This is a genomic window from Gemmobacter sp., assembly GCF_046292685.1.
Classification (GTDB): Bacteria; Pseudomonadota; Alphaproteobacteria; order Rhodobacterales; family Rhodobacteraceae; genus Wagnerdoeblera.
The window spans coordinates 1-18,926 of the sequence record NZ_JBKBQM010000032.1; the positions used below are offsets into that span (position 1 = coordinate 1).

The 18,926-nt window shown below is 67.5% G+C and carries 21 protein-coding genes; 2 read left to right on the forward strand and 19 right to left on the reverse strand.

Translation table 11 applies throughout. The features are described from left to right. The 18 genes from ACK4S2_RS10145 to ACK4S2_RS10230 all read right to left on the reverse strand — a co-directional run. Nucleotides 1-428, reverse strand: a 428-nt coding sequence (locus tag ACK4S2_RS10145; protein ID WP_409623676.1) for a transposase, incomplete at its 3' end; no start/stop codon positions are given. A gap of 79 nt (nucleotides 429-507) precedes the next feature. Beyond that, nucleotides 508-990 carry an NUDIX hydrolase gene (locus tag ACK4S2_RS10150; protein WP_409623678.1) on the reverse strand — a complete coding sequence of 161 codons (483 nt, stop codon included), beginning with the start codon at nucleotides 988-990 and terminating at the stop codon, nucleotides 508-510. After that, a complete protein-coding gene (locus ACK4S2_RS10155; protein ID WP_409623680.1) occupies nucleotides 981-1,928 on the reverse strand; it encodes a phosphotransferase enzyme family protein in 948 nt (315 codons plus the stop codon). Before ACK4S2_RS10155 ends, ACK4S2_RS10150 begins: the two co-directional genes overlap by 10 nt. Next, entirely contained in the window at nucleotides 1,925-3,199 is a 1,275-nt protein-coding gene (locus ACK4S2_RS10160; RefSeq protein ID WP_409623682.1) for an aspartate aminotransferase family protein, read from the reverse strand. The genes ACK4S2_RS10155 and ACK4S2_RS10160 overlap by 4 nt, the downstream gene beginning before the upstream one ends. Beyond that, a complete protein-coding gene (gene arfB, locus ACK4S2_RS10165) occupies nucleotides 3,196-3,621 on the reverse strand; it encodes an alternative ribosome rescue aminoacyl-tRNA hydrolase ArfB (protein WP_409623745.1) in 426 nt (141 codons plus the stop codon). Before arfB ends, ACK4S2_RS10160 begins: the two co-directional genes overlap by 4 nt. Before the next feature lie 51 nt (nucleotides 3,622-3,672). Continuing rightward, a complete protein-coding gene (gene dxs / locus ACK4S2_RS10170) occupies nucleotides 3,673-5,580 on the reverse strand; it encodes a 1-deoxy-D-xylulose-5-phosphate synthase (RefSeq protein WP_409623684.1) in 1,908 nt (635 codons plus the stop codon). Between the two features lie 186 nt (nucleotides 5,581-5,766). Then, entirely contained in the window at nucleotides 5,767-6,006 is a 240-nt protein-coding gene (gene pufX / locus ACK4S2_RS10175) for an RC-LH1 core complex protein PufX (RefSeq protein ID WP_409623686.1), read from the reverse strand. A gap of 13 nt (nucleotides 6,007-6,019) precedes the next feature. Continuing rightward, nucleotides 6,020-6,943, reverse strand: a complete 924-nt coding sequence (gene pufM, locus ACK4S2_RS10180) for a photosynthetic reaction center subunit M (RefSeq protein ID WP_409623688.1) — start codon at nucleotides 6,941-6,943, stop codon at nucleotides 6,020-6,022. Further along, entirely contained in the window at nucleotides 6,936-7,784 is an 849-nt protein-coding gene (pufL, locus tag ACK4S2_RS10185; RefSeq protein WP_409623690.1) for a photosynthetic reaction center subunit L, read from the reverse strand. Before pufL ends, pufM begins: the two co-directional genes overlap by 8 nt. A gap of 129 nt (nucleotides 7,785-7,913) precedes the next feature. Beyond that, complete coding sequence (pufA, locus tag ACK4S2_RS10190) at nucleotides 7,914-8,075, reverse strand: light-harvesting antenna LH1, alpha subunit (RefSeq protein ID WP_409623692.1); 162 nt, start codon at nucleotides 8,073-8,075, stop codon at nucleotides 7,914-7,916. A 16-nt stretch (nucleotides 8,076-8,091) separates the two neighbouring features. Next, entirely contained in the window at nucleotides 8,092-8,238 is a 147-nt protein-coding gene (pufB, locus tag ACK4S2_RS10195) for a light-harvesting antenna LH1, beta subunit (RefSeq protein ID WP_409623694.1), read from the reverse strand. Nucleotides 8,239-8,370: 132 nt separating this feature from the next. Further along, on the reverse strand, nucleotides 8,371-8,595 hold the full coding sequence (gene pufQ / locus ACK4S2_RS10200) for a cytochrome PufQ (RefSeq protein ID WP_409623696.1): 225 nt from the start codon (nucleotides 8,593-8,595) through the stop codon (nucleotides 8,371-8,373). 17 nt (nucleotides 8,596-8,612) lie between these two features. Continuing rightward, nucleotides 8,613-10,076 (reverse strand): chlorophyllide a reductase subunit Z, encoded by a 1,464-nt coding sequence (bchZ, locus tag ACK4S2_RS10205; RefSeq protein ID WP_409623698.1) that lies wholly within the window; start codon nucleotides 10,074-10,076, stop codon nucleotides 8,613-8,615. A gap of 89 nt (nucleotides 10,077-10,165) precedes the next feature. Then, nucleotides 10,166-11,671, reverse strand: a complete 1,506-nt coding sequence (gene bchY / locus ACK4S2_RS10210; RefSeq protein ID WP_409623700.1) for a chlorophyllide a reductase subunit Y — start codon at nucleotides 11,669-11,671, stop codon at nucleotides 10,166-10,168. A 156-nt stretch (nucleotides 11,672-11,827) separates the two neighbouring features. Further along, the gene (locus tag ACK4S2_RS10215; protein ID WP_409623702.1) at nucleotides 11,828-12,832 is read right to left on the reverse strand and encodes a chlorophyllide a reductase iron protein subunit X; all 1,005 of its coding nucleotides are present in this window, start codon (nucleotides 12,830-12,832) and stop codon (nucleotides 11,828-11,830) included. Nucleotide 12,833: 1 nt separating this feature from the next. After that, complete coding sequence (bchC, locus tag ACK4S2_RS10220; protein WP_409623747.1) at nucleotides 12,834-13,784, reverse strand: chlorophyll synthesis pathway protein BchC; 951 nt, start codon at nucleotides 13,782-13,784, stop codon at nucleotides 12,834-12,836. Between the two features lie 123 nt (nucleotides 13,785-13,907). After that, nucleotides 13,908-15,026 carry a methyltransferase gene (locus ACK4S2_RS10225; protein ID WP_409623704.1) on the reverse strand — a complete coding sequence of 373 codons (1,119 nt, stop codon included), beginning with the start codon at nucleotides 15,024-15,026 and terminating at the stop codon, nucleotides 13,908-13,910. Between the two features lie 3 nt (nucleotides 15,027-15,029). Further along, on the reverse strand, nucleotides 15,030-15,926 hold the full coding sequence (locus ACK4S2_RS10230; RefSeq protein ID WP_409623706.1) for a polyprenyl synthetase family protein: 897 nt from the start codon (nucleotides 15,924-15,926) through the stop codon (nucleotides 15,030-15,032). A 97-nt stretch (nucleotides 15,927-16,023) separates the two neighbouring features. Here ACK4S2_RS10230 and crtD point away from each other — a divergent pair, with 97 nt between their 5' ends. Further along, entirely contained in the window at nucleotides 16,024-17,532 is a 1,509-nt protein-coding gene (gene crtD, locus ACK4S2_RS10235) for a 1-hydroxycarotenoid 3,4-desaturase CrtD (protein ID WP_409623708.1), read from the forward strand. Between the two features lie 35 nt (nucleotides 17,533-17,567). After that, nucleotides 17,568-18,422, forward strand: coding sequence for a carotenoid 1,2-hydratase (gene crtC / locus ACK4S2_RS10240; protein ID WP_409623749.1), 855 nt, complete (start codon nucleotides 17,568-17,570; stop codon nucleotides 18,420-18,422). 46 nt (nucleotides 18,423-18,468) lie between these two features. Here the strand turns inward: crtC and ACK4S2_RS10245 are convergent, their stop codons facing one another. Beyond that, nucleotides 18,469-18,897 carry a c-type cytochrome gene (locus ACK4S2_RS10245; protein WP_409623710.1) on the reverse strand — a complete coding sequence of 143 codons (429 nt, stop codon included), beginning with the start codon at nucleotides 18,895-18,897 and terminating at the stop codon, nucleotides 18,469-18,471. Between the last annotated feature and the right edge of the window lie 29 nt (nucleotides 18,898-18,926).

Sequence of the window (18,926 nt, forward strand, 5' to 3'; positions counted from 1 at the left end):
AAGTGGTTGTCCGACAACAGCGGCGCCACCTCGCGATGCGCCAGGATCGCCGCCATGACCTTGCGCGACATCTCGGTGGTCAGCAGCCGGTCCCGGTTCTTGGTGAACACCGTCGGCACCCAGACGGGATCGTCGATGCCGAGGCCCACGAACCAGCGGAACATCAGGTTATACTGCATCTGTTCCATCAACTGCCGCTCCGAGCGGACCGAAAACAGGATCTGGATCAGGCTCGCCCGGATCAACCGCTCCGGCGCAATCGAGGGCCGGCCAAAATCGGTGTAGAGCGCCTCGAACTCGGCATCGAGACTGGCCAGCGCCTCGTTCACCACCTGCCGGATCTTGCGCAGCGGATGCCGGGCGGGGATGCGCTCTTCAAGATCGACATAGCTGAACAGCGACCCGCTCGCCTCGTCCGTCCCGCGCATCATCACCCCCACCGTTGTCGTGCAAAGGGTGAATCATGTTCCTAACTCCGGGTCGAGGGCTGACTTCTTCAGCAGCCTGCTAAAGCGTTTGCTCCGCTACGGCAACGCGAAATCGGGGGCAGGGGAACATCCGGCGGATCAGGTCGGCCAGATCGGGCATATCGGCCAAATCGGCGGCCTGGCGGGCCGGCAGCATCCGGCGCTTGCGCTTGCGGGCTTCGGGGTAGATGTCCGACAGCTGGGTGTCCTGCATCTGGAAAACGGCGATTTCGCTGGGCACCTCGAGCCCGCTTTTCAACCGTTTGGTCCCGGCAAGGCGCCCGATTTCCTGAGGCAGCACCCTGCCCCGGGCCCCGGCTTCTTCCCAGGCCTCCCGGGCGGCTGCATCCTGCAGCGACCGGCCCTTCATCGGCCAGCCCTTCGGTATGATCCAGCGCCCGGTATCCAGCGTCTTGACCAGCAGCACCTCGGGGCCTTCGGGCCCTTGCCGGGTGCACAGCATCCCGACCTGCAACGCCGCGGGGCGTCGGAACAGCTGCAGGATGGCGTCGATCAGCCCCACCAGTCCACCCCGGGCCCCAGCACGGCACGCGCCAAGCGCACCGCGCGTTCGATGTGACGTCGGCGGATCGGGTCGCCGGGCGCAAGCCTTGGCATCGTCCAGCCGACGGAGGCGCAGCACCGCGCCAATGTCACCGTCGGGATCAGCGACGGGTCCAGCGGACGGCGCGCGGCATAGCCTTGCACCAGCGCCTGTGCCAGGGCTGGCAAATGCGGCTCGGCCAGCGTTTGCGACAGCACCGTGCCCAGATCGAAGGCCCGGTATCCGAAGCCGGCATCGTCGAAGTCGATCAGGCAGGGGCCGTCCGGGGCAAACAGCACGTTCTCGCGCAGCACATCGGCATGGATCAGGCCGAAATCCCCGCCGCGGGCGCCCAGCGTCGCGGCAATATGGCGCCGCGCGTCCAGCAGCGTTTCGCGTTCGTCCGCCGTCAGGTCCGGGTGGTCCCAGAACCGGCCCCAGAATGGCGTCTCGCCTGTCAGGCCGGGCACATCCCAGCGCGGGCGGGTGAACCAGTCGGGCAAGGTCAGCGCATCGGTCGCCTCGTGAAACCGCGCCACAAGATCGCCGACAGCGCGAAAGCGGGCCACCAGTTCATCCCGCCGGCCAGCCAACGGCACGCCGGCCTCGCCCAGCGGTGGGCCGTCGATCCAGCCGATGACCGATGCCAACCGCCCGCTGGACAGCCGATGCAGCAGTTCGCCATCCCGTGCCGGCACCGGCCGCGGCACCGGGGCGCCAGCATCGGCCAAGGCCGCGCACCACCACAGTTCCGACCGGATCGCCGCTTCGGACTGGTAGCCGACGCGGTGCAGGCGCAAGGCGGCGCGGCCGGTGGGCAGCATCGCCTCGAACACCGCATTCTCGCGGTCGCGGATCAGGCGCAGGGTCTGCGCGCCGCCCCAGTGGGCTGCGGCCTCGGCCGCCTCGGCGGTCACGCGCGCACCGGGGTTGTCGCAAGCACGACCGCAAGGGTATCGGCGACGATATCGGCGTGTTCGCGGTTGAACGGCATGGGCGGGCGCATCTTCAGCGTGTTGCGGTGCTTGCCGATGTTGTTCAGGATCACGCCGCGGGCAACCATCGCCTCGATCACATCGGCGACAAAGGCGGTGGCCGGTGCGCCGTCGTCGGTCAGGAACTCCACCCCGTAGAATTGCCCGGCCCCACGGACCTGCGCGATCCAGGGGTGGCGCAGCGCGCGCAGGCGTTCCAGCATGTAGGCGCCGGTGGTGCGCGCGTTGTCCTGCAAGCCTTCGTTCTCGATCACGTCCAGCACCGCCATCGCTGCCGCCGCCGATACCGGATTGCCGCCGAAGGTGTTGAAATACCCGAACGCCTCGCGGAAGGTCGCCATGACCGCAGGCGTGGCGAACACCGCCGCCACCGGGTGGCCGTTGCCCATCGGCTTGCCCATCGTCACCACATCGGGCGCAAAGCCCAGCCGGTCGTGGCCCCAGAAATGGCTGCCCGAGCGGCCGAAGCCCGGCTGCACCTCATCGGCGATCATCAGCCCGCCGGCCTTGCGGATCACCTGCACGGTCGGATCGAGGAAGCCGGGCGCCAGGTCGGGCAGCCCTTCGTTGGCGAACAAGGGGCAGATCAACATGCACGAAAGACCAAAGCCATCGGCCTCCAGCTCCGCCACCGCGCGGGCCACATTGGCGGCAAAGGCTGCCGCCTGCCCTTCGATGCTGCCGCCGACGGGGCGCAGGCTGTCGGGGGCGGGCACCAGTTTCACGTTTTTCGCATAGCCCCCGATGGGCGGCTTGCGGGTGGACAATTGCGACACCAGCGCGGTGTTGCCGTGATAGGTGTTGTCGGTGGCGATGATGCCGGTCTTGCCGGTCGCCGCCTGCGCCATGCGCAAGGCGATGTCGTTGGCCTCGGACCCGGTGCAGGTCAGGATCGCCTGCGTGGTGCCGTGGTGCATCGTGGCACCCAACCGGTCGATCAGGTCCAGCGCGGTTTCGTGCAGGTATCGGGTGTGGGTGTTCAGCACGCCCGCCTGCGCGCAGATCGCCTGCACCACATGCGGGTGGCAGTGCCCGACATGCGGCACGTTGTTGTAGCAATCCAGATACCGCTTGCCCGCCGCATCCCACAGCCAGACCCCTTCGCCACGCACCAGATGCAGGGGCTGACGGTAAAAGGTGGGCACGTTCGGCCCCATCAGCCGCGCGCGGCGTTCGAGCAGGGATTCGGTCATTCGTCAGGCTCCTCGACCTTGCCGCGGGCGGCCTTGACGGCACCGCGTTGCAGTTTGGCGGCCACGCGGCGGCGCTGGCTGCCAGGCGTGGGTTTGGTGGCGATGCGGCGCTTGGGCGCGATCAGCGCGGCACGGATCATCTCGGCCAGCCGCTCGCGCGCCATTTCGCGGTTGCGCGCCTGGCTGCGGGTTTCCTCGGCCCGGATCAGGATCGACCCGTCCTCGCCCCAGCGCCGCCCGGCCAGCCGTTTCAGCCGCGCCTTGACCGGGGCGGGAAGGTGGGGGGACTGTTCGGCCCAGAACCGCAGTTCCACCGCGGTTTCGACCTTGTTGACGTTCTGCCCCCCCGGCCCTTGCGAGCGCGTGAAGGTTTCGACCAGTTCCCAGTCGGCAATCGAGATGGCGTCGTTGATGCGCAACATGGCGGCAGGCTGACTCATGCCCGCCGCAGGGGCAAGGGGGGTCAGGGGGGGTCAGGCCCGCAGACGGCCCAACGTGGCAACCCCCAACGCACGCAAGGCGGTATCGGCGATGTCGCGTGCGGTCATGCGCGCCTCGGCATACATTTCGGCTGGTGTGCCATGGTCGATGAAGCGGTCGGGCAACGTGACGGTGCGAACGGCGGGGCCGCGGTCCAGCAGGCCGGCGCCGGCCATGTGGTGCAGCACCATCGCCCCGAAACCACCTTGCGCGCCCTGTTCCACGGTAATCAGCGCCGCATGGTGATGGGCCAGTTGCGCAATCAGCGCGGTATCCAGCGGCTTGGCAAAGCGGGCATCGGCAACGGTGGCCGAAAGGCCCTGCGCCGCCAGCAGGTCGGCCGCCGCCAGCGTTTCGGCCAGATGCGCGCCGAACGACAGGAAGGCCACATCGGCCCCTTCGCGCAGGATCCGGCCCTTGCCGATTTCCAGCGGTTGCCCGCGCTCGGGCATGTCCACGCCCACGCCTTCGCCACGGGGATAGCGAAAGGCGATGGGGCCCGCGTCATGCGCCGCGGCGGTGGCGACCATATGCACCAGCTCGGCCTCGTCCGCCGCTGCCATCACGGTAAAGCCGGGCAGGTTCGCCAGATAGGCCACGTCGAAGGCACCGCAGTGGGTGGCGCCGTCCTGGCCCACCAGCCCGGCGCGGTCGATGGCAAAGCGCACGGGCAGCTTCTGCAAGGCCACATCGTGTACGATCTGGTCGTAGCCCCTTTGCAGGAAGGTGGAATAGATCGCGCAGAACGGTTTCAGCCCCCCCGCTGCCATGCCGGCCGCCATCGTCACCGCGTGCTGTTCGGCAATGCCCACGTCGAACACCCGGCCCGGAAACCGCTTTGCCATGATGTCCAGCCCGGTGCCCGATGGCATTGCGGCAGTGATGCCGACGATTGCGGGGTCTTCGGCGGCCAGTGCGGTCAGGCTCTGGCCGAAAACGGTTGTATAGGCCGGCGCGTTCGATTTCGCCTTGGCCTGGGTGCCGGTGGCGACATCGAACTTTGCCACGCCATGATACTTGTCGGCCGACCGTTCGGCCGGTGCATAGCCCTTGCCCTTGACCGTCAGCGCATGAATCAGCACCGGCCCGGTGGCGCGGGCGCGGGCGGCGCGCAGCGTTGCCAACAGCTCGGGCATGGAATGGCCATCGATCGGGCCGATGTAGGTGAACCCCAGTTCCTCGAACAGCGTGCCGCCGCCGGGCATTCCGGTAACAAGCTGGCGCGCCTTGCGGGCATGGTCGCGCAAGGGGCCGGGCAAAAGCTGTTCGAACCCCGCCGCCATGTCGCGGAAGGCGGCGCCGGGTGCTGTGGTCTGCAACCGGGTCAGATAGCGGCTCATCGCCCCCGTGGGTGGCGCGATGGACATGTCGTTGTCGTTGAGGATCACGAACAACCGCCGGCCCTGGTCGCCGGCGTGGTTCATCGCCTCGTAGGCCATGCCGGCGGTGATGGCGCCATCGCCGATCACGGCGATCGCATCGCCGGTGGGCTGGCCCATGTCATGCGCGATGGCAAAGCCCAGGGCCGCGGAAATCGAGGTGGAGGAATGCGCCGCCCCGAACGGGTCATGCGCGCTTTCGCAGCGGCGGGTAAAGCCCGAAGGCCCGTCCTTCTGCCGCAGCCCCGCCATCGCAGCGCGGCGCCCGGTCAGGATCTTGTGTGGATAGCATTGATGGCCCACGTCCCAGATCAGCTTGTCGAACGGCGTGTTGAACACCGCGTGCAAGGCGACCGTCAGTTCCACCACACCCAGCGAGGATCCCAGATGCCCGCCCGTGCGCGACACGATCCGCACGGTTTCCTCTCGCACTTCCTGCGCAAGCCGCGCGAGGTCGGCATCGGACAGCGCCTTGAGATCGGCAGGTCCGGCAACACGGTCGAGAAGCGGGGTATCGGTCATGGCGCGCCACCTTTCGGGAAAGGGCAAAAGGGTGCCGTGCGCGAAGGAACGCTGGACGCACGGCACCAGTTGCCTGCTGCCAAACAGGAAGGGAACCGGGCAACGGATCGCCCGCATCCGGGCTGGCGATAACGCCCGAATGTCGTGTTGCCGGGGCCGGTTCGCCCGCCCCCGGCAAAGGCCGCGTCAGCCGAGCCGTGTGCCGGAAACCGGCGCCTCGATCTGGCTGTAGGGCATGGGGCCCGGCGCCTGCTTGGAAGCCTCGGGCAGCAAGAGCCCGATCACCCAGAGCACGAGGAAGAAGACCCCGATCGCCAGGCAGAACAGCAGCGCATAAAAGCCGCCGCGCATCATCTCCGAAAGACCCCAGGCGCGCAGTTGCGCCTTGTGGCTGTGGTCCATGTAGAAGGGTTTCAGTTCCGACATGTCGTCCTCCTGCTCAATAGCTCGGCGCGTAGCCGCGCTCCTGGGCCCAGACGAACCAGTTGTCCACCACCGTGCCGGTCAGCAAGATGCCGATCCCGCCCGTCAGCGTGCACAGGACCGCAAACCACCAGGCCCACCGGTGGATGCCTTCCATCGTCGCGTTGAAGCCCATCGTCCAGCGCCAGAACAGCGCCGCGCGTTCCGAGGCGGTGCCACGGTCGACGATCTGTTCCAGCTCCCGGTCGCCGCCAAAGCGGGAAACGGCCAGGATGGTTGCCCCGTGCATGGCGAACAGCAGAGCCGACCCATAGAGGAAGGCGATGGAGAGCGCATGGAACGGGTTGTAGAACAGGTTGCCATAGGTCAGGCTGAAGTTGTTGGTCCAGTCGAGGTGGCTGAAAATGCCGTAGGGCACCGCCTCCGACCAGCTTCCCATCAACAGCGGGCGGAACAGGCCCAACACCAGAAACAGCCAGATCGCCGACAGGAAGGCCCAGGCAACATGCTTGCCCATGCCCAGTGCCTCGGCCCGCAGCCAGGTGCGGACCCACCAGGACAGCACCGAAACCAGCAGGAAGAACGAAGCGATCAGGAAGTAGCCGCCTTCTGCCATCGGCGGGAACGACAGACCATATTCCGGCCCCGGCGGTTCCAGCGAGAACCAGAACAGGTCGCGCAGGAAGACGGCCGGGTTGAACCCTGCCTGATACCAGTACCAGCCGCCGACCATCATGAACCAGACGGCCCCTGACATCAGCGACAGCACCCCCATGGCCCCCAGATACACGGGGCCGAGCTGGGCGTTGCCGATCCAGCCCATCAGGTTGGAAAAGCTGGCGCCCTTGGTGCGGTTCGAAAGGTCGACCCCTTCGACCATGCCCATCTCGGGTGCGCCGCGCACCTGAACCTGGGTGAAGATGTTCTGATACTCAGCCATTTACGCCTCCCGGAATGTCGGCCCACCACGGCAGTTGCAGCCACCAGTCCCACCAGGCGACCCACTGGTCGAACCAGATGGTGCCGGAAATCACGATGCAGACCGCCGACCAGAAACCGGCGTTCAGCGCCAGCAGCAGCCCGACCCGGTGAATCCCCAGCGTGCCGACCGAATAACCGATCAGATCGCGGAAAAAGGTATCCTCGTGGTCGGGGGTCTTCATCCGCTCGCCGTCCTTGGGGTTGGCAGCGGACAGGATCAGCGCCCCATGCAGAGCCAGCGCCAGCGTCGTGGTGAAGAAGAAGCTCACCGCGATCATGTGCGCCGGGTTGTAGTGGAAGTTGCCGTAGGTGTAGCCCGTGTTGCTGACCCAATCGAGGTGGGTCCAGATGCCATAGGGAAAGGCATAGCCCCAGGCCCCCATCAGCACCGGCCGGATCACGACCAGCGTGACATAGGCAAAGATGGCAACCCCGAAGGCAAAGGGCACATGCAGCCCCATGCCCAGCTTGCGGCAGATTTCCACCTCGCGCAGCGCCCAGGAGACAAAGGCCCCGATGGCGCAGATCGTCACGATCTGCCAGATTCCGCCCTCGGCCAGCGGTGCCGGCCCAAGACCATATTTCAACGGCGGCGGATCGATCGAGATCAGCCAGGGGTTCCACACACCTTCCATGGCCGTGCCGTAGAAGATGAGCAGCGTGCCCAGCGTCGCGAAGAAGATGGTCGTGACACCGAAGAACCCCACATAGAACGGCCCCACCCAGAAGTCGAACAGGTTGCCGCCGATAAGCGTGCCGCCTGGCACGCGATATTTTCGTTCGAAGCTGAGCAGTGCCATGCTTCCCTCTCCCGCGTTGGGGCGGACAGGCCCCTTCGGGGGGCCTGCCGCGGCCGGTTCATCATCCCTGGTTTGGTGCGGGCAGGTTCCACCGGCCCCCGCCCGCGACCAGCGTCAGGTGCGGACCGATCAGCCGCCAGCCGCACGGGCCGCGGCGGTAGCGAACCAGTTGATGCCGTTGGACAACACCACCAGGTGGATCATCGCCGCCAGCAGGAACAGGAACACGCCCTGCGCCACGAACACGCGGCGGGGGTCGAAGATCAGCCAAATCTTGTAGAATTTCGACATTTCCTGATCCTCTCTCTCAGAACCACGGGCGCCAGATGTAGGTCGCGATGTGTGCCACAACCGCGATACCCACGAAGAGCCAGAGCCCGCTCATGTAGACCGAGTGCAGCTCTTGCGCTTGCTCATCGGTCAAACCTGTGAACGACAGGTCCTTGTCAGCCATATTTTCCTCCGGAACGTCGGACTGACGCCGCACCCCCTGCGGCCGGGTTGCAAGGCGGGCTCTCGCCCCCCTGCTCCAGTCCATGCCTTGCGGCCGGAACCGGATCTCGTGTCGCCCCTGACCGTTGACGGGTCAGGCGCGGAAAATCATCGGCGCGACCTGCTGAGCTTCGGCCCAGGCCCGCGCCACCGGCCCCTGGTCGGGCGTCCGCGCATGGCGGATCACCGTCCAGGCATAGGCGAGCATCGCGAAAGGCAGCGCGAACACGAAGATCAGTGCAAAGTAGACCCGGTATTCCAGCCGGTCCTGCGCATGATGCCCCTTGTGGCGCGTTTCGTTGACACTGAAATCGGCCATGGTGCGTCTCCTCTCCCTTATCGGTTGGCAGTCGGGCCACCGCGCAAGGCGGCAACCGTTTCAAGTGCCACCCGCTCGGCGCCTGCGGCCAGGGCCGCGCGCTCGGCCGCATCGCGCAAGGTGCGCGCGGCGGAAATGCGGGTGATGATCGGATGCTCGGCCACGATGCGGTCGAGCTCGGCCTGAGCGGCGGGTTCCCAGGGGAAATCGCGGCGCAACGTGGTTGGCGTGGCCGCAGCGCTGTCCATGTCGGACGCCAGCGGCAGGATGTGGAACAAGGCGTCGAACAGCGCATTGCAGATTTCCTGCAGCACATAGACGGCGCCCGAGTAGCCCATGAACGGGCTGCCCGTGTGCCGCCGGATCGCGGCACCGGGGAAGGACGCTGGAATCCAGCTTGGCGCCGGCCCATGCCCAGCCTTCATCTCGGCCAGGTAGATGCGTTCGTTGATGGACCCGAACACCACCAGCGGGCGGCTGGCGCGCAACTGCGCGCGCACGGCGTCGTTGTCGGTTTTCTTCCCGCGCTGGCGCGACACCGCAAAGGCACAAGGCAGACCCAGATCGGTTTCCAGATAGTTGCGCAAGCCGCGGGCATAGGTTTCGTTCGCCACCACCGCAAAGTTTGCCGTGGCAAAGAAATCCTGCGTTACCGACCGCCACAGATCCCACAGCGGTTTCAGGGTGGAATGCTTTTCCCGCTGGATGAAGGGCTCGGGGTCCAGCCCCAGCATCTCGCCCAGCGTGCGCAGGAAGGCGGTGGTGCTTTCCAGCCCGATCGGCGCCTGCAGGTAGGGCTTGCCCAGCAACTCCGCGAGACCCCGGCCGAATTCGCGATACATCACGATGTTGGCGTCGGCATTCACCAGGTTGCGCATCTCGGCCAGATGGGCGCCCAGCGGCATCACCATGTTGACCTCGGCCCCGATCCCTTCGACGAGGCGGCGGATCTCGTGCAGATCGCTGGCCATGTTGAAGACGCCGTACATCGGCCCGAGGATGTTCACCCGCGGCTTCGCGCCCGGTTCACGCTTCTTCTCCAGCGGCATCCGGCCCTTGGTCATGCCGAATTCGGTGAAGATCCAGGTCATCGCCCGGTCGGCGGCTTCCCACTGGTCTTCATCGATGGTTCGGGGCAGGAAGCGCTGGATGTTGGTGCCCATCGGCGTCACGCCGCCACCGATCATCTCGGCGATGCTGCCTGTCACCACCACCGCAGGCAGCGCCGGATCGAGCGTCTTCCACGCCCGCTTCATCGCGCCTTCGGTGCCGTCACGGCCCAGTTCTTCTTCGCCCAGACCCGTCACCACGATGGGCAGTTCGTGCGGCGGCAGCCCGTCGGTATAGTGCAGCACCGAAGTCACCGGCAGGTTCTCGCACCCCACAGGGCCGTCGATCACCACCTGCAAGCCCTTGACGGCGCAAAAGGCATAAATCGCACCCCAGTAACCGCCCGCCCGGTCATGATCCTGGATCAGCATGCGCGCCTCCCGGCCCGATCGTTGCCAGCGGGGGTTTTGCACCCCCGCACCCCCGCAGGATATTTCGACAAGGTGAAGGCCGGAGGCATCTAGATCATCTCCTCGGCCTTGGCCGCCTTGGCGGCCTTTTCCAGCTTGCGCTGATGCGCCTCGCGGAAATCGGGGCGCAGGTTCGGATCGCCTTCCCAGATGCCTGCGGTATCGCCCTGGCCGACGCCCTCGAAGAAGTCGCGCATCCGGTCCATCCGGGCCTTGTTGCCCATCGCGGCATTCACCACGACACCAAGGCTGCCGGCCCCCGCCGGGCCCATCAGCGGGCGCGCGGAAATCAGGTTGGTGAAATACAGCGCCGGAATGGCCATTTCCTTGGCCTTCTGCACCACAGGCGTGGTGCCGATGGCCAGATCGGGGCGAATCGCCTCGACCGCCGCGCAATCATCCTCCAGCGAGGCGCGGAACTTCACCGCCACTCCGCGAGCTTCGAGCCATTCGCGGTCGGGGTCAGACCAGCGGGTGCGCGGGCAGGCAGTGCCGACGTAAGGCACATCCGCCCCGCTTTCGATCAGGAGGCGCGCCACCAGAAGCTCGCTGCCTTCATAGCCCGACACGGTGAAGGTCCCCTTCACCGGCACCTGCGCCAAGGCGCCGCGGATCGCGGGGATGAAGGCGTTCTGCGCCGCCGCCACCCGGTCCGCGGCAATGCCGAAGGCGTCACCAATCGCCGCCAGCCACGCCGCGGTGCCATCCACCCCCACCGGGGCCGACCCCACCACCTTGCGCCCGGCCGCCTCGAACTCGCGCACCGCCGCGGTGTAGAACGGGTGGATCGCTGCCACCGCCCCGCAGTCGAGCGCGGCATACATCTCGCGCCATTCCCGCGCAGGCACCACCGGCCCGGCGGCCAGGCCCAAGGGTGCCAGCAGCGCGCCGATCATCATCGGATCGGCCGGGAACATCTCGCCAAGCAGGGTCACGGTCGGGCGGTCGGCCCGGCCACCCACGGGGGCAGGCACAGGGCCCGCCTCGGCCTCGGTGCGGGCATAGGCCAGCATGGCGCCGGCCAGCACGTCCTTGGCCTCGGCATGGGTCGGAATGCCGAAGCCCGGCACGTCGATCCCGATGATCCGCACGCCGTCGATTTCCTTCGGCAGCAGCCGCAGCGGCACGCCCGAGGCGGTCGGAACGCACAGGTTCGTCACCACGATGGCGTCATACTGCGCCGGGTCGGCCATCTTCTGGACCGCCTCGCGGATATCCTCGAACAGCTTGCCGGTGACCAGCGTTTCCGAATTGAACGGCACATAGCCGACCGATCGGCGCGCCCCGTAGAAATGGCTCACGAAGGTCAGCCCATAAACACAGCAGGCCGACCCCGACAACACCGAAGCCACCCGCCGCATCCGCAGCCCCACGCGCAAGCTGCCAAAGGCCGGGCACATCGACTGCGGCTTGTCATGCGGGCCTTGCGGATAATCCGCCGCGAACCGCTCCAGCAACTCGGCATTGCCTGCGGCGCGCGCCGCCGCCTTCATCTGTTCGGCGCCCGAGGCGCAACCCAGCCCTTCGGCCAGCCCTGGGGACATGTCGCCGCTCATGCAGCACTCCGTCCGCTGAACGGGCAAAGCGCTGCCCGTGCCTTGTCCATTTTCTGTCCCGAAATATCCCGGGGGGAGTCGCCGCAGGCGACGGGGGGCAGCGCCCCCCGCGACGGGGCCGTCAGCGCACGGTCCAGCGTTTCCAGGGCTCCCAGATCAAGCATTGTCGTAAACCACTTCCAGCGAGGCTTTCACGACCGCGTTCTTGCCGCGCATGTCGGCATCCGAGGCCGGCTCCAGCACGAAATCGGCCCCCGTGGTTTCGGCATCGAACAGGTCCAGCAGCCCGTCCTGGCTCAGGGGTTTCGGCCGCAGCGGCGGGGCACCGGCCACGTTTTCGGCCAGCTCGGCAAACAGTGCGCCCCAGGGGCCCGCCGCGGTGCCGACGATCTGATAGTTGGCGGATTTCCTGCGCAGGTCATCGTCGGCGGGAATGCTGGCCAGAACCGGGATGTTCACGGCCTTGGCAAAGGCCGCCGCCTCGCCCGAGCCGTCATCCTTGTTGATGACCAGCCCAGCCACACCCACATTGCCGCCCAGCTTGCGGAAATATTCCACCGCCGAACAGACGTTGTTGGCGACATAGAGCGACTGCAGGTCGTTCGACCCGACCAGGATCACCTTCTGCGCCATGTCGCGCGCGATCGGCAGGCCGAAGCCGCCGCAGACCACATCGCCCAGGAAGTCGAGCAGCACATAGTCGAAATCCCAGTCGTGAAAGCCGAGCTTCTCCAGCAGCTCGAAACCGTGGATGATCCCGCGCCCGCCGCAACCGCGGCCCACTTCGGGCCCGCCCAGCTCCATCGCGAACACGCCGCCGCGCTTGAAGCAGACATCGCCGATCTTCACCTCCTCTCCCGCCAGCTTCTTGCGGGTGGAGGTTTCGATGATCGTGGGGCAGGCCTTGCCGCCGAACAGCAGGCTTGTGGTATCCGATTTCGGGTCGCAGCCGATCAGCAGCACGCGCTTGCCCATCTCGGCCATCATGTGGCTGAGGTTGGCCAGCGTGAACGACTTGCCGATGCCTCCCTTGCCGTAGATCGCGATGATCTGGGTCTTTTTCGTCGGCTCGCCTTGCGGAACCTCAAGCGTCGGTTCCTGATGCGCCTCGTCGCGCAGGCGTTGGTCAAAGTCCTTGAGGTTGGGAATGTCGAGGGTCATGTCAGGCCTTCCAGTCAACGATCATCTTCAGGCAGTCCGGGTCGGCAAAGGCGGTGGCATAGGCCTCGGGCGCCTCGTCGGCTGGGCGGCGGTGGGTAATCAGCCCGGCCAGCGAAAGTGCGCCGGCGTCGATCAGCGACCGGGTCGCGATCAGGTCGTCCGGCGTCCATTCCGCGGCAATGCGCAGCCGGGCCTCCTTCATGAAGGCGGGCGGAAAGGCAAAGGACAGCGGCCTGGTGTAGAACCCGGCCAACACCACCTCGCCGCCGCGCGCCATGCGCCCGATCAGCGTGTTCAGCAGGTCCGGCGCGCCGGAGGCATCGTAAATCGCCTTGTAATCGCGCCGGCTGTCATCGGCCGGGTCGATCACGTCATAGCCCGTTGCGCCGCTGCGCCGCGCGGGGTTCAGCTCCCACACCGTCGGGGGCGGCGCACCGGCCGCCAGGGTCAGGCGCGCCAGCAGCCGGCCCAGCACGCCATGCCCCACGATCAGGTCCGGCAACGCGGTGTTGAAACCCGCCAGCGCGTGCCGCGCCGTCGCCGCCAGCGCCAGCAACGCACCTTCGGCGCCCATGCCGGCGTCGATTCGCGTCACCCGGGCCGCATCGGTAACCAGCATTTCCGAGGCGCCGCCGAACAGGCCGAAGACCGGCGTGTTTCCTTGCGGACCAAAGCAGTTGGCGCCCGGCACGAAGACCCGTTCGCCAACACAAAAACCCGTCTCCGACCCGGCCTCGATCACCTCGCCTTCGGATTCGTAGCCTGGCACCAGCGGGTAGCCCATGCCGGGAAAGGGCGGCATCTCGCCCGACCAGAACAGCCGTTCGGTCCCGGTGGAAATGCCCGAATGCCCGACCCGCACCACCAGATCGCGCGGCCCGGGGGCAAGCAGCGTGACGGGCGTCACCGCCAGGGTCTTCGGGGCAGAGAGCAGAACGGCGCGGGTATCCAAGGCGGTCACTTCCTGTGCTGGACAACGCATCGGCTGTCCGAGTCGAGTTACGCTGTCTGTAATCTTATCCTTACATCACGCTATGTCAATCTAGACTTACACCCAATGCGTCAAGGAGGATTTTCAGGCGCGAAGCGGCTTGCGGGCAGTCATCACGCATGTGACAAAGGAAAAATCGCGGGATTCCAGCCTGATATCCGCAAAACCGGCCCCAGCCAGCAAAGCCGCGATTTCCGCAGGTGCCCGGGTCCGCCCCGTCTGCATCGCAAGAGTGTAAACTGAAAAGTACACATCGGTTTGCGGGTCCGGTCGGGCGCCGCCCCCCATGGGTTCAGACACGATCAGACGCCCGCACGGGGGCAAGGCGGCGAAAACGGCGCCCAGCAAGGCGGCCACGGTCGCATCGGAATGATCGTAGAGAACCCGCACCAGGCTGATCGTATCGGCAACGGTCGGCAAGGGATCGTCGCGGAAGCTGCCGGCCTGCAAGGCGCAGCCGGGCGGCGGATTGGCCGCGGCCAGAACGGCGGGCAGGTCGAACAGCGTCAGCGGCAGATCGGGCCACCGCGCGCGCACGGCACGCAGAAAGGCGCCAGTGCCGCCGCCCACATCCATCAGGTGCCCGGACCGGGAAAGGTCCAGATGGCGCAACGTTTCCTCGGCCACCACCGACTGGCTGTCGGACATGAGGCGCGAATAGCTCGCCGCGGTGCCGGGATCGGCGGCTTGCCCGGCGCCGAAGACATAAGGCCAGAACCGGGCCAGCGCGGGGTCGGTCTGCCCGCGAAAGAACGCTGCCGGATCGGCGAGGTCGGCATAAAGCACCCGATGATGCGCAACCAGCGCCTGCAACCCGGGCACCGAAAGAAACGCGGCACCCCGCGGCGCGAGGACATAGGTTTCGGCCGACCGTCGCTGCAGCAGTTTCATGGCGGCACCGGCTTGCAGCAGCACCCGCAGGCGGTCGGCGGGCAGGTCGAGGCCCGCAGCCAGCGCCGGCAGGCTGGCCGGCGCCTCGGCCAGACGATGCAGGATCCGCAGCTCCACCAGCGCCGAAAGCACCTGGCTTTGCACGAACCCCTGCATCAGGTCGAACAGCGCCGCCCCTTCGCGTTGCGCCAGCCAGCGCAGCCCCGGCACACGGGCACAGAAGGCCCGGAACCGCGCCGAACCGGCCAGGCGCAGCGCAAGGCCCTGCGGCGGGCGCAAGGGGTTTGCCCCCGGGGCGGCGGTTTCTGCCACGGCTCAGGCCCGCAACGCTTCGGCGGGCACCATCCGGCGCGCGTAAAGCCGGACAAGGCCGGCCAGCTGCGCCTCGCCCGGGCAGGCCGGGATCGAGGCGATGGCGCCGGCAAGAATGTCCTGCAAATGCGCGACCGCCCCGGCCACACCCAGTTGCGCCACCGCCGACGGCCGGCCGTGCACGGCATCCTGCCCCACCGGCTTGCCCAGGGCAGCCGCGTCGCACACGGCATCGCGCAGATCGTCGGCCACCTGGAAGGCCGCACCGATGCGCGCGCCCAGTTCGGTCCAGGGCTCGGGGTCTTGTCCCGCGGCGATGGCACCCATCTGGGTGGCCGCAATGAACAGGGCGCCGGTCTTGGCCATGTGATAGGCGTGCAGGTCGATGGCTGCTTCGCTTTCCCAGCCTTGCCCGGCGCAGATCCCGGCCGGCATCCCGGTGCGCGCCGCCAGCACGCCGACCAGATCCAGCGCCCGGAGCGGATGCTGGCGACCGGCCGCCGCCAGCGTGGTAAAGGCCTGCACGATCAGGCTGTCGCCCGCCAGGATCGCCAGGGGTTCGGAATAGGCCTTGTGAACCGCGGGTTTCCCCCGGCGCATATCCGCATCGTCGAAGGCGGGCAGATCGTCGTGCACCAGGCTGGCACAGTGAATAAGCTCCAGCGCCGCCGCAGCGGCATCGGAAAGCTCGGGCGCGTCGTCGCCACAGGCCATGGCCACCGACAGAAGGATCGTGGGCCGGATGCGCGCGCCGCCCGGTGTGACCGAATAGTGCAGCGCCTCGGCGAGTCGATCGGGCGGCACGGGCTGGCCCGGCAAGCTGCGGCCTTGTGCGCGCAAGATGGTGGCCTGCATCGCCCGTTCGATCCGGCCGGAAACGAGGGACTGAAGCTCGGACATCGGCGTTCTCCTGCTGGAAGCCCGGGAATGTCATTGTCAAAAGACAGCATGACTGTAAACTACAGTGGACACAAGCAAGGCAACGAGTCAATCCGGCATGACAGTTCAGCAGTCGCAAGACGTCGTGGTGATCGGCGCGGGGGTCGGCGGCCTTGCGGCGGCCATCCGCCTTGCCGCCGCAGGATGCCGGGTCACCCTGGTCGAGGCGGCAGCGGGGCCGGGCGGCAAGATGCGCAGCCTGGACAGCGTTGCGGGGCCGGTCGATGCCGGGCCGACCGTCCTGACCATGCGCGAGGTGTTCGACGCGCTGTTTGCCGTAGCGGGCGAACGGCTGGACAGCCGGCTTCGGCTGATCGCGCAACCCGTACTGGCCCGGCACTTCTGGGCCGATGGCACGCGGCTGGACCTGACCGGGCAACGCGACAGCGATGTCGCGGCGATCCAGGCCGCTTTCGGGGCGCGCGCGGCCACGGCCTTCAGCGCCTTTCATGACCACAGCGGGCGGCTGCTGGCGGCGTTCGACGCCCCGATGATGCAAAGTGCGACGCCGCAGGTGGCCGCGCTGGCCGCGGCGGCTGCGCGCGATCCGCGCCTGTGGCGCGCGCTGCTGCCCGGTGCGACGCTGGGGGCCGATCTCTTGTGGCGGTTGCCCGACCCCCGGCTTCGGCAGTTGTTCGGGCGCTATGCCACATATGTCGGCGGCATACCCGACCTGTCGCCTGCGGTGCTGGCGCTGATCTGGCGGGCAGAGGCGCGGGGGGTCTGGGCCGTTGAAGGCGGCATGCACCGCCTGGCGCAAGAGCTGGCGGCTCTGGCCGAACGGCTGGGGGTGACGGTGCGCTACGGCACCCGGGTGCTCGGGGTCGAAACCCGGAACAACCGGGTCTGCGGGGTGGTTCTGGGCGGCGCATCGCGCGAAGTGCTGGCAGCACAGGCGGTCGTGTTCAACGGCGACCCGGCCGCCTTGCGCGCCGGCCTGCTGGGCCCCGCTGCCGCCCATGCGGTGCCGACCAGCGCGACCGAGCCGCGCAGCCTGTCGGCCCGGGTCTGGACCTTTGCCGCCCGCGTGGCGGGGCCGGACCTTGCGCTGCACAACCTGTTCTTTGCCGATCGCGCGGCCGATGAATTCGGGCCCCTGCAACAGGGTCGCGCACCACAGCTGCCGACGATCTACCTGCATGCCCAGGACCGGGCCCGCGGCACCCCGCCCGAAGGCCCCGAGCGGTTCCAGCTGATTCTGAATGCCCCGGCCCTGATGCCCGGCGCCGCCCCCGAAACGCCCGAGGAGAAAGACGCATGCGCCCGGATGACCTTTGCCCGCCTGGCCCGCTTCGGGCTGGCCTTCGATCCGCTGCCGACCCCGCAGGCCCTGACCATGCCGGGGGATTTCGCGACCCTGTTCCCGGCCAGCCGGGGCGCGCTTTACGGGCGCAGCCCACACGGGCTGATGGCGGCCTTGCGCCGTCCACAGGCCCGGACGGCCTTGCCGGGCCTGTATCTGGCGGGGGGCGGGGCGCATCCGGGGGCGGGCGTGCCGATGGCGGCGCTGTCGGGCAAGTTCGCGGCACAGGCAGTTCTGCGGGACCACGGTTCGACGGCGCGGTAGGCCCCGACGGCTATGCCTGGTGGTATGTGGATGCGGTGTCCGATTGCGGCACTCGCGCGCTCAGCGTGATCGGCTTTATCGGGTCGGTGTTTTCGCCCTGGTATCGCTGGTCGGGGCGGCGCGACCCGGAAAACCACGTCTGCCTGAACGTGGTAACCTATGGCCCGGGCGGGCGCTTCACCATGACAGACCGGGGGCGCGGCGCGCTGCATCGCACCGCCACGGAGTTTCGCGTAGGCCCCAGCCGGATGCTGTGGCACAGCGGCCGGCTGGTGATCGAGGTGGACGAGTGGTCATCCTGGCCCTTGGTGTCGAAGGTGCAGGGGCGCATCGTGCTGACGCCTTCGGCGCTGGCCGATGTGGAACTGCCGCTTTCGCCCGACGGTGCGCATGCCTGGCGCCCGTTCGCGCCGGTGGCGCGCGTGCAAGTAGAGCTGAGCCAAGGCCATCGGTGGCAAGGGCACGGCTATTTCGACAGCAACCATGGCACCGCGGCGCTGGAGCGCGACTTTCGCTACTGGACCTGGGGGCGCTTTCCGCTGAAGGACGGGGCGGTGTGTTTCTACGATGCCGCGCGTGCCGATGGCAGCCATCTGGAAACCGCCGTGCGCTTCGATGCGCAGGGGCGGCACGAGATCGTCACCCCCCCGCCGCGCGCGCGCCTGGCCCGGAGCCGCTGGTTGGTGGCACGCGAAACCCGCGCCGACCCGGGCTTTCAACCGCGTCAGACGCTGGCCATGCTGGATGCGCCATTCTACAGCCGGTCGGTGGTGGAAACGAAGGTCGAAGGCGAACTGACGCGCGGGGTCCACGAAGCGCTGGACCTGCGGCGGTTCAAGGGGCCGTGGCTTATGCCGATGCTGGCCACGCGTGTGCCCAGAAAAGCATAGGGCGAGGCACCGCCTCGCCCTATGCCCCGGATCAGCGCGGCGCCGATCACTCTGCCGGGTTCAGCGAGGTCAGGAAGGCATACAGATCCTTCGCCTCGTCCTCTTTCTTGATCTGGAACGACATGTTGCCCCGCACGCCCTTGTCGCCGGTGAACTCGCGCAGGAAGCCGGTGGGGTTGTTCAGATAGGCGACGAAATTGGCCTCGTCCCAGATCAGCCCCATCTCCTTGGCCTTTTCCAGGCCGCTGCCATATTTGAACCCTTCGACCGAACCGGCAGCCTTGCCGACCACGTTGAAAAGGTTCGGCCCGGTCTTGGCGGCCTTGCCGGCCAGCGTTTCGCCGGCGGCATTCTGCACCACGTGGCACGCAACGCATTTGTTGAAGGCTTTCTCGCCCTTGGCCGCGTCGCCTTCGGCAAGGGCGGCGACAGGAAGAAGCGAGATGGCGGCAGCGATGGTCAACAGGCGGTTCATTCAGTCCTCCGGGAATCGCAGGTCACGCA

What these genes read in the sequence shown, in the direction of transcription:
- ACK4S2_RS10160 (WP_409623682.1), bottom strand. Translation starts at nt 3,199, where the DNA reads ATGACCGAATCCCTGCTCGAACGCCGCGCGCGGCTGATGGGGCCGAAC.
- arfB (WP_409623745.1), bottom strand. Translation starts at nt 3,621, where the DNA reads ATGTTGCGCATCAACGACGCCATCTCGATTGCCGACTGGGAACTGGTC.
- dxs (WP_409623684.1), bottom strand. Translation starts at nt 5,580, where the DNA reads ATGACCGATACCCCGCTTCTCGACCGTGTTGCCGGACCTGCCGATCTC.
- pufX (WP_409623686.1), bottom strand. Translation starts at nt 6,006, where the DNA reads ATGTCGGAACTGAAACCCTTCTACATGGACCACAGCCACAAGGCGCAA.
- pufM (WP_409623688.1), bottom strand. Translation starts at nt 6,943, where the DNA reads ATGGCTGAGTATCAGAACATCTTCACCCAGGTTCAGGTGCGCGGCGCA.
- pufL (WP_409623690.1), bottom strand. Translation starts at nt 7,784, where the DNA reads ATGGCACTGCTCAGCTTCGAACGAAAATATCGCGTGCCAGGCGGCACG.
- pufA (WP_409623692.1), bottom strand. Translation starts at nt 8,075, where the DNA reads ATGTCGAAATTCTACAAGATTTGGCTGATCTTCGACCCCCGCCGCGTG.
- pufB (WP_409623694.1), bottom strand. Translation starts at nt 8,238, where the DNA reads ATGGCTGACAAGGACCTGTCGTTCACAGGTTTGACCGATGAGCAAGCG.
- pufQ (WP_409623696.1), bottom strand. Translation starts at nt 8,595, where the DNA reads ATGGCCGATTTCAGTGTCAACGAAACGCGCCACAAGGGGCATCATGCG.
- bchZ (WP_409623698.1), bottom strand. Translation starts at nt 10,076, where the DNA reads ATGCTGATCCAGGATCATGACCGGGCGGGCGGTTACTGGGGTGCGATT.
- bchY (WP_409623700.1), bottom strand. Translation starts at nt 11,671, where the DNA reads ATGAGCGGCGACATGTCCCCAGGGCTGGCCGAAGGGCTGGGTTGCGCC.
- ACK4S2_RS10215 (WP_409623702.1), bottom strand. Translation starts at nt 12,832, where the DNA reads ATGACCCTCGACATTCCCAACCTCAAGGACTTTGACCAACGCCTGCGC.
- ACK4S2_RS10230 (WP_409623706.1), bottom strand. Translation starts at nt 15,926, where the DNA reads ATGTCCGAGCTTCAGTCCCTCGTTTCCGGCCGGATCGAACGGGCGATG.
- crtD (WP_409623708.1), top strand. Translation starts at nt 16,024, where the DNA reads ATGACAGTTCAGCAGTCGCAAGACGTCGTGGTGATCGGCGCGGGGGTC.
- ACK4S2_RS10245 (WP_409623710.1), bottom strand. Translation starts at nt 18,897, where the DNA reads ATGAACCGCCTGTTGACCATCGCTGCCGCCATCTCGCTTCTTCCTGTC.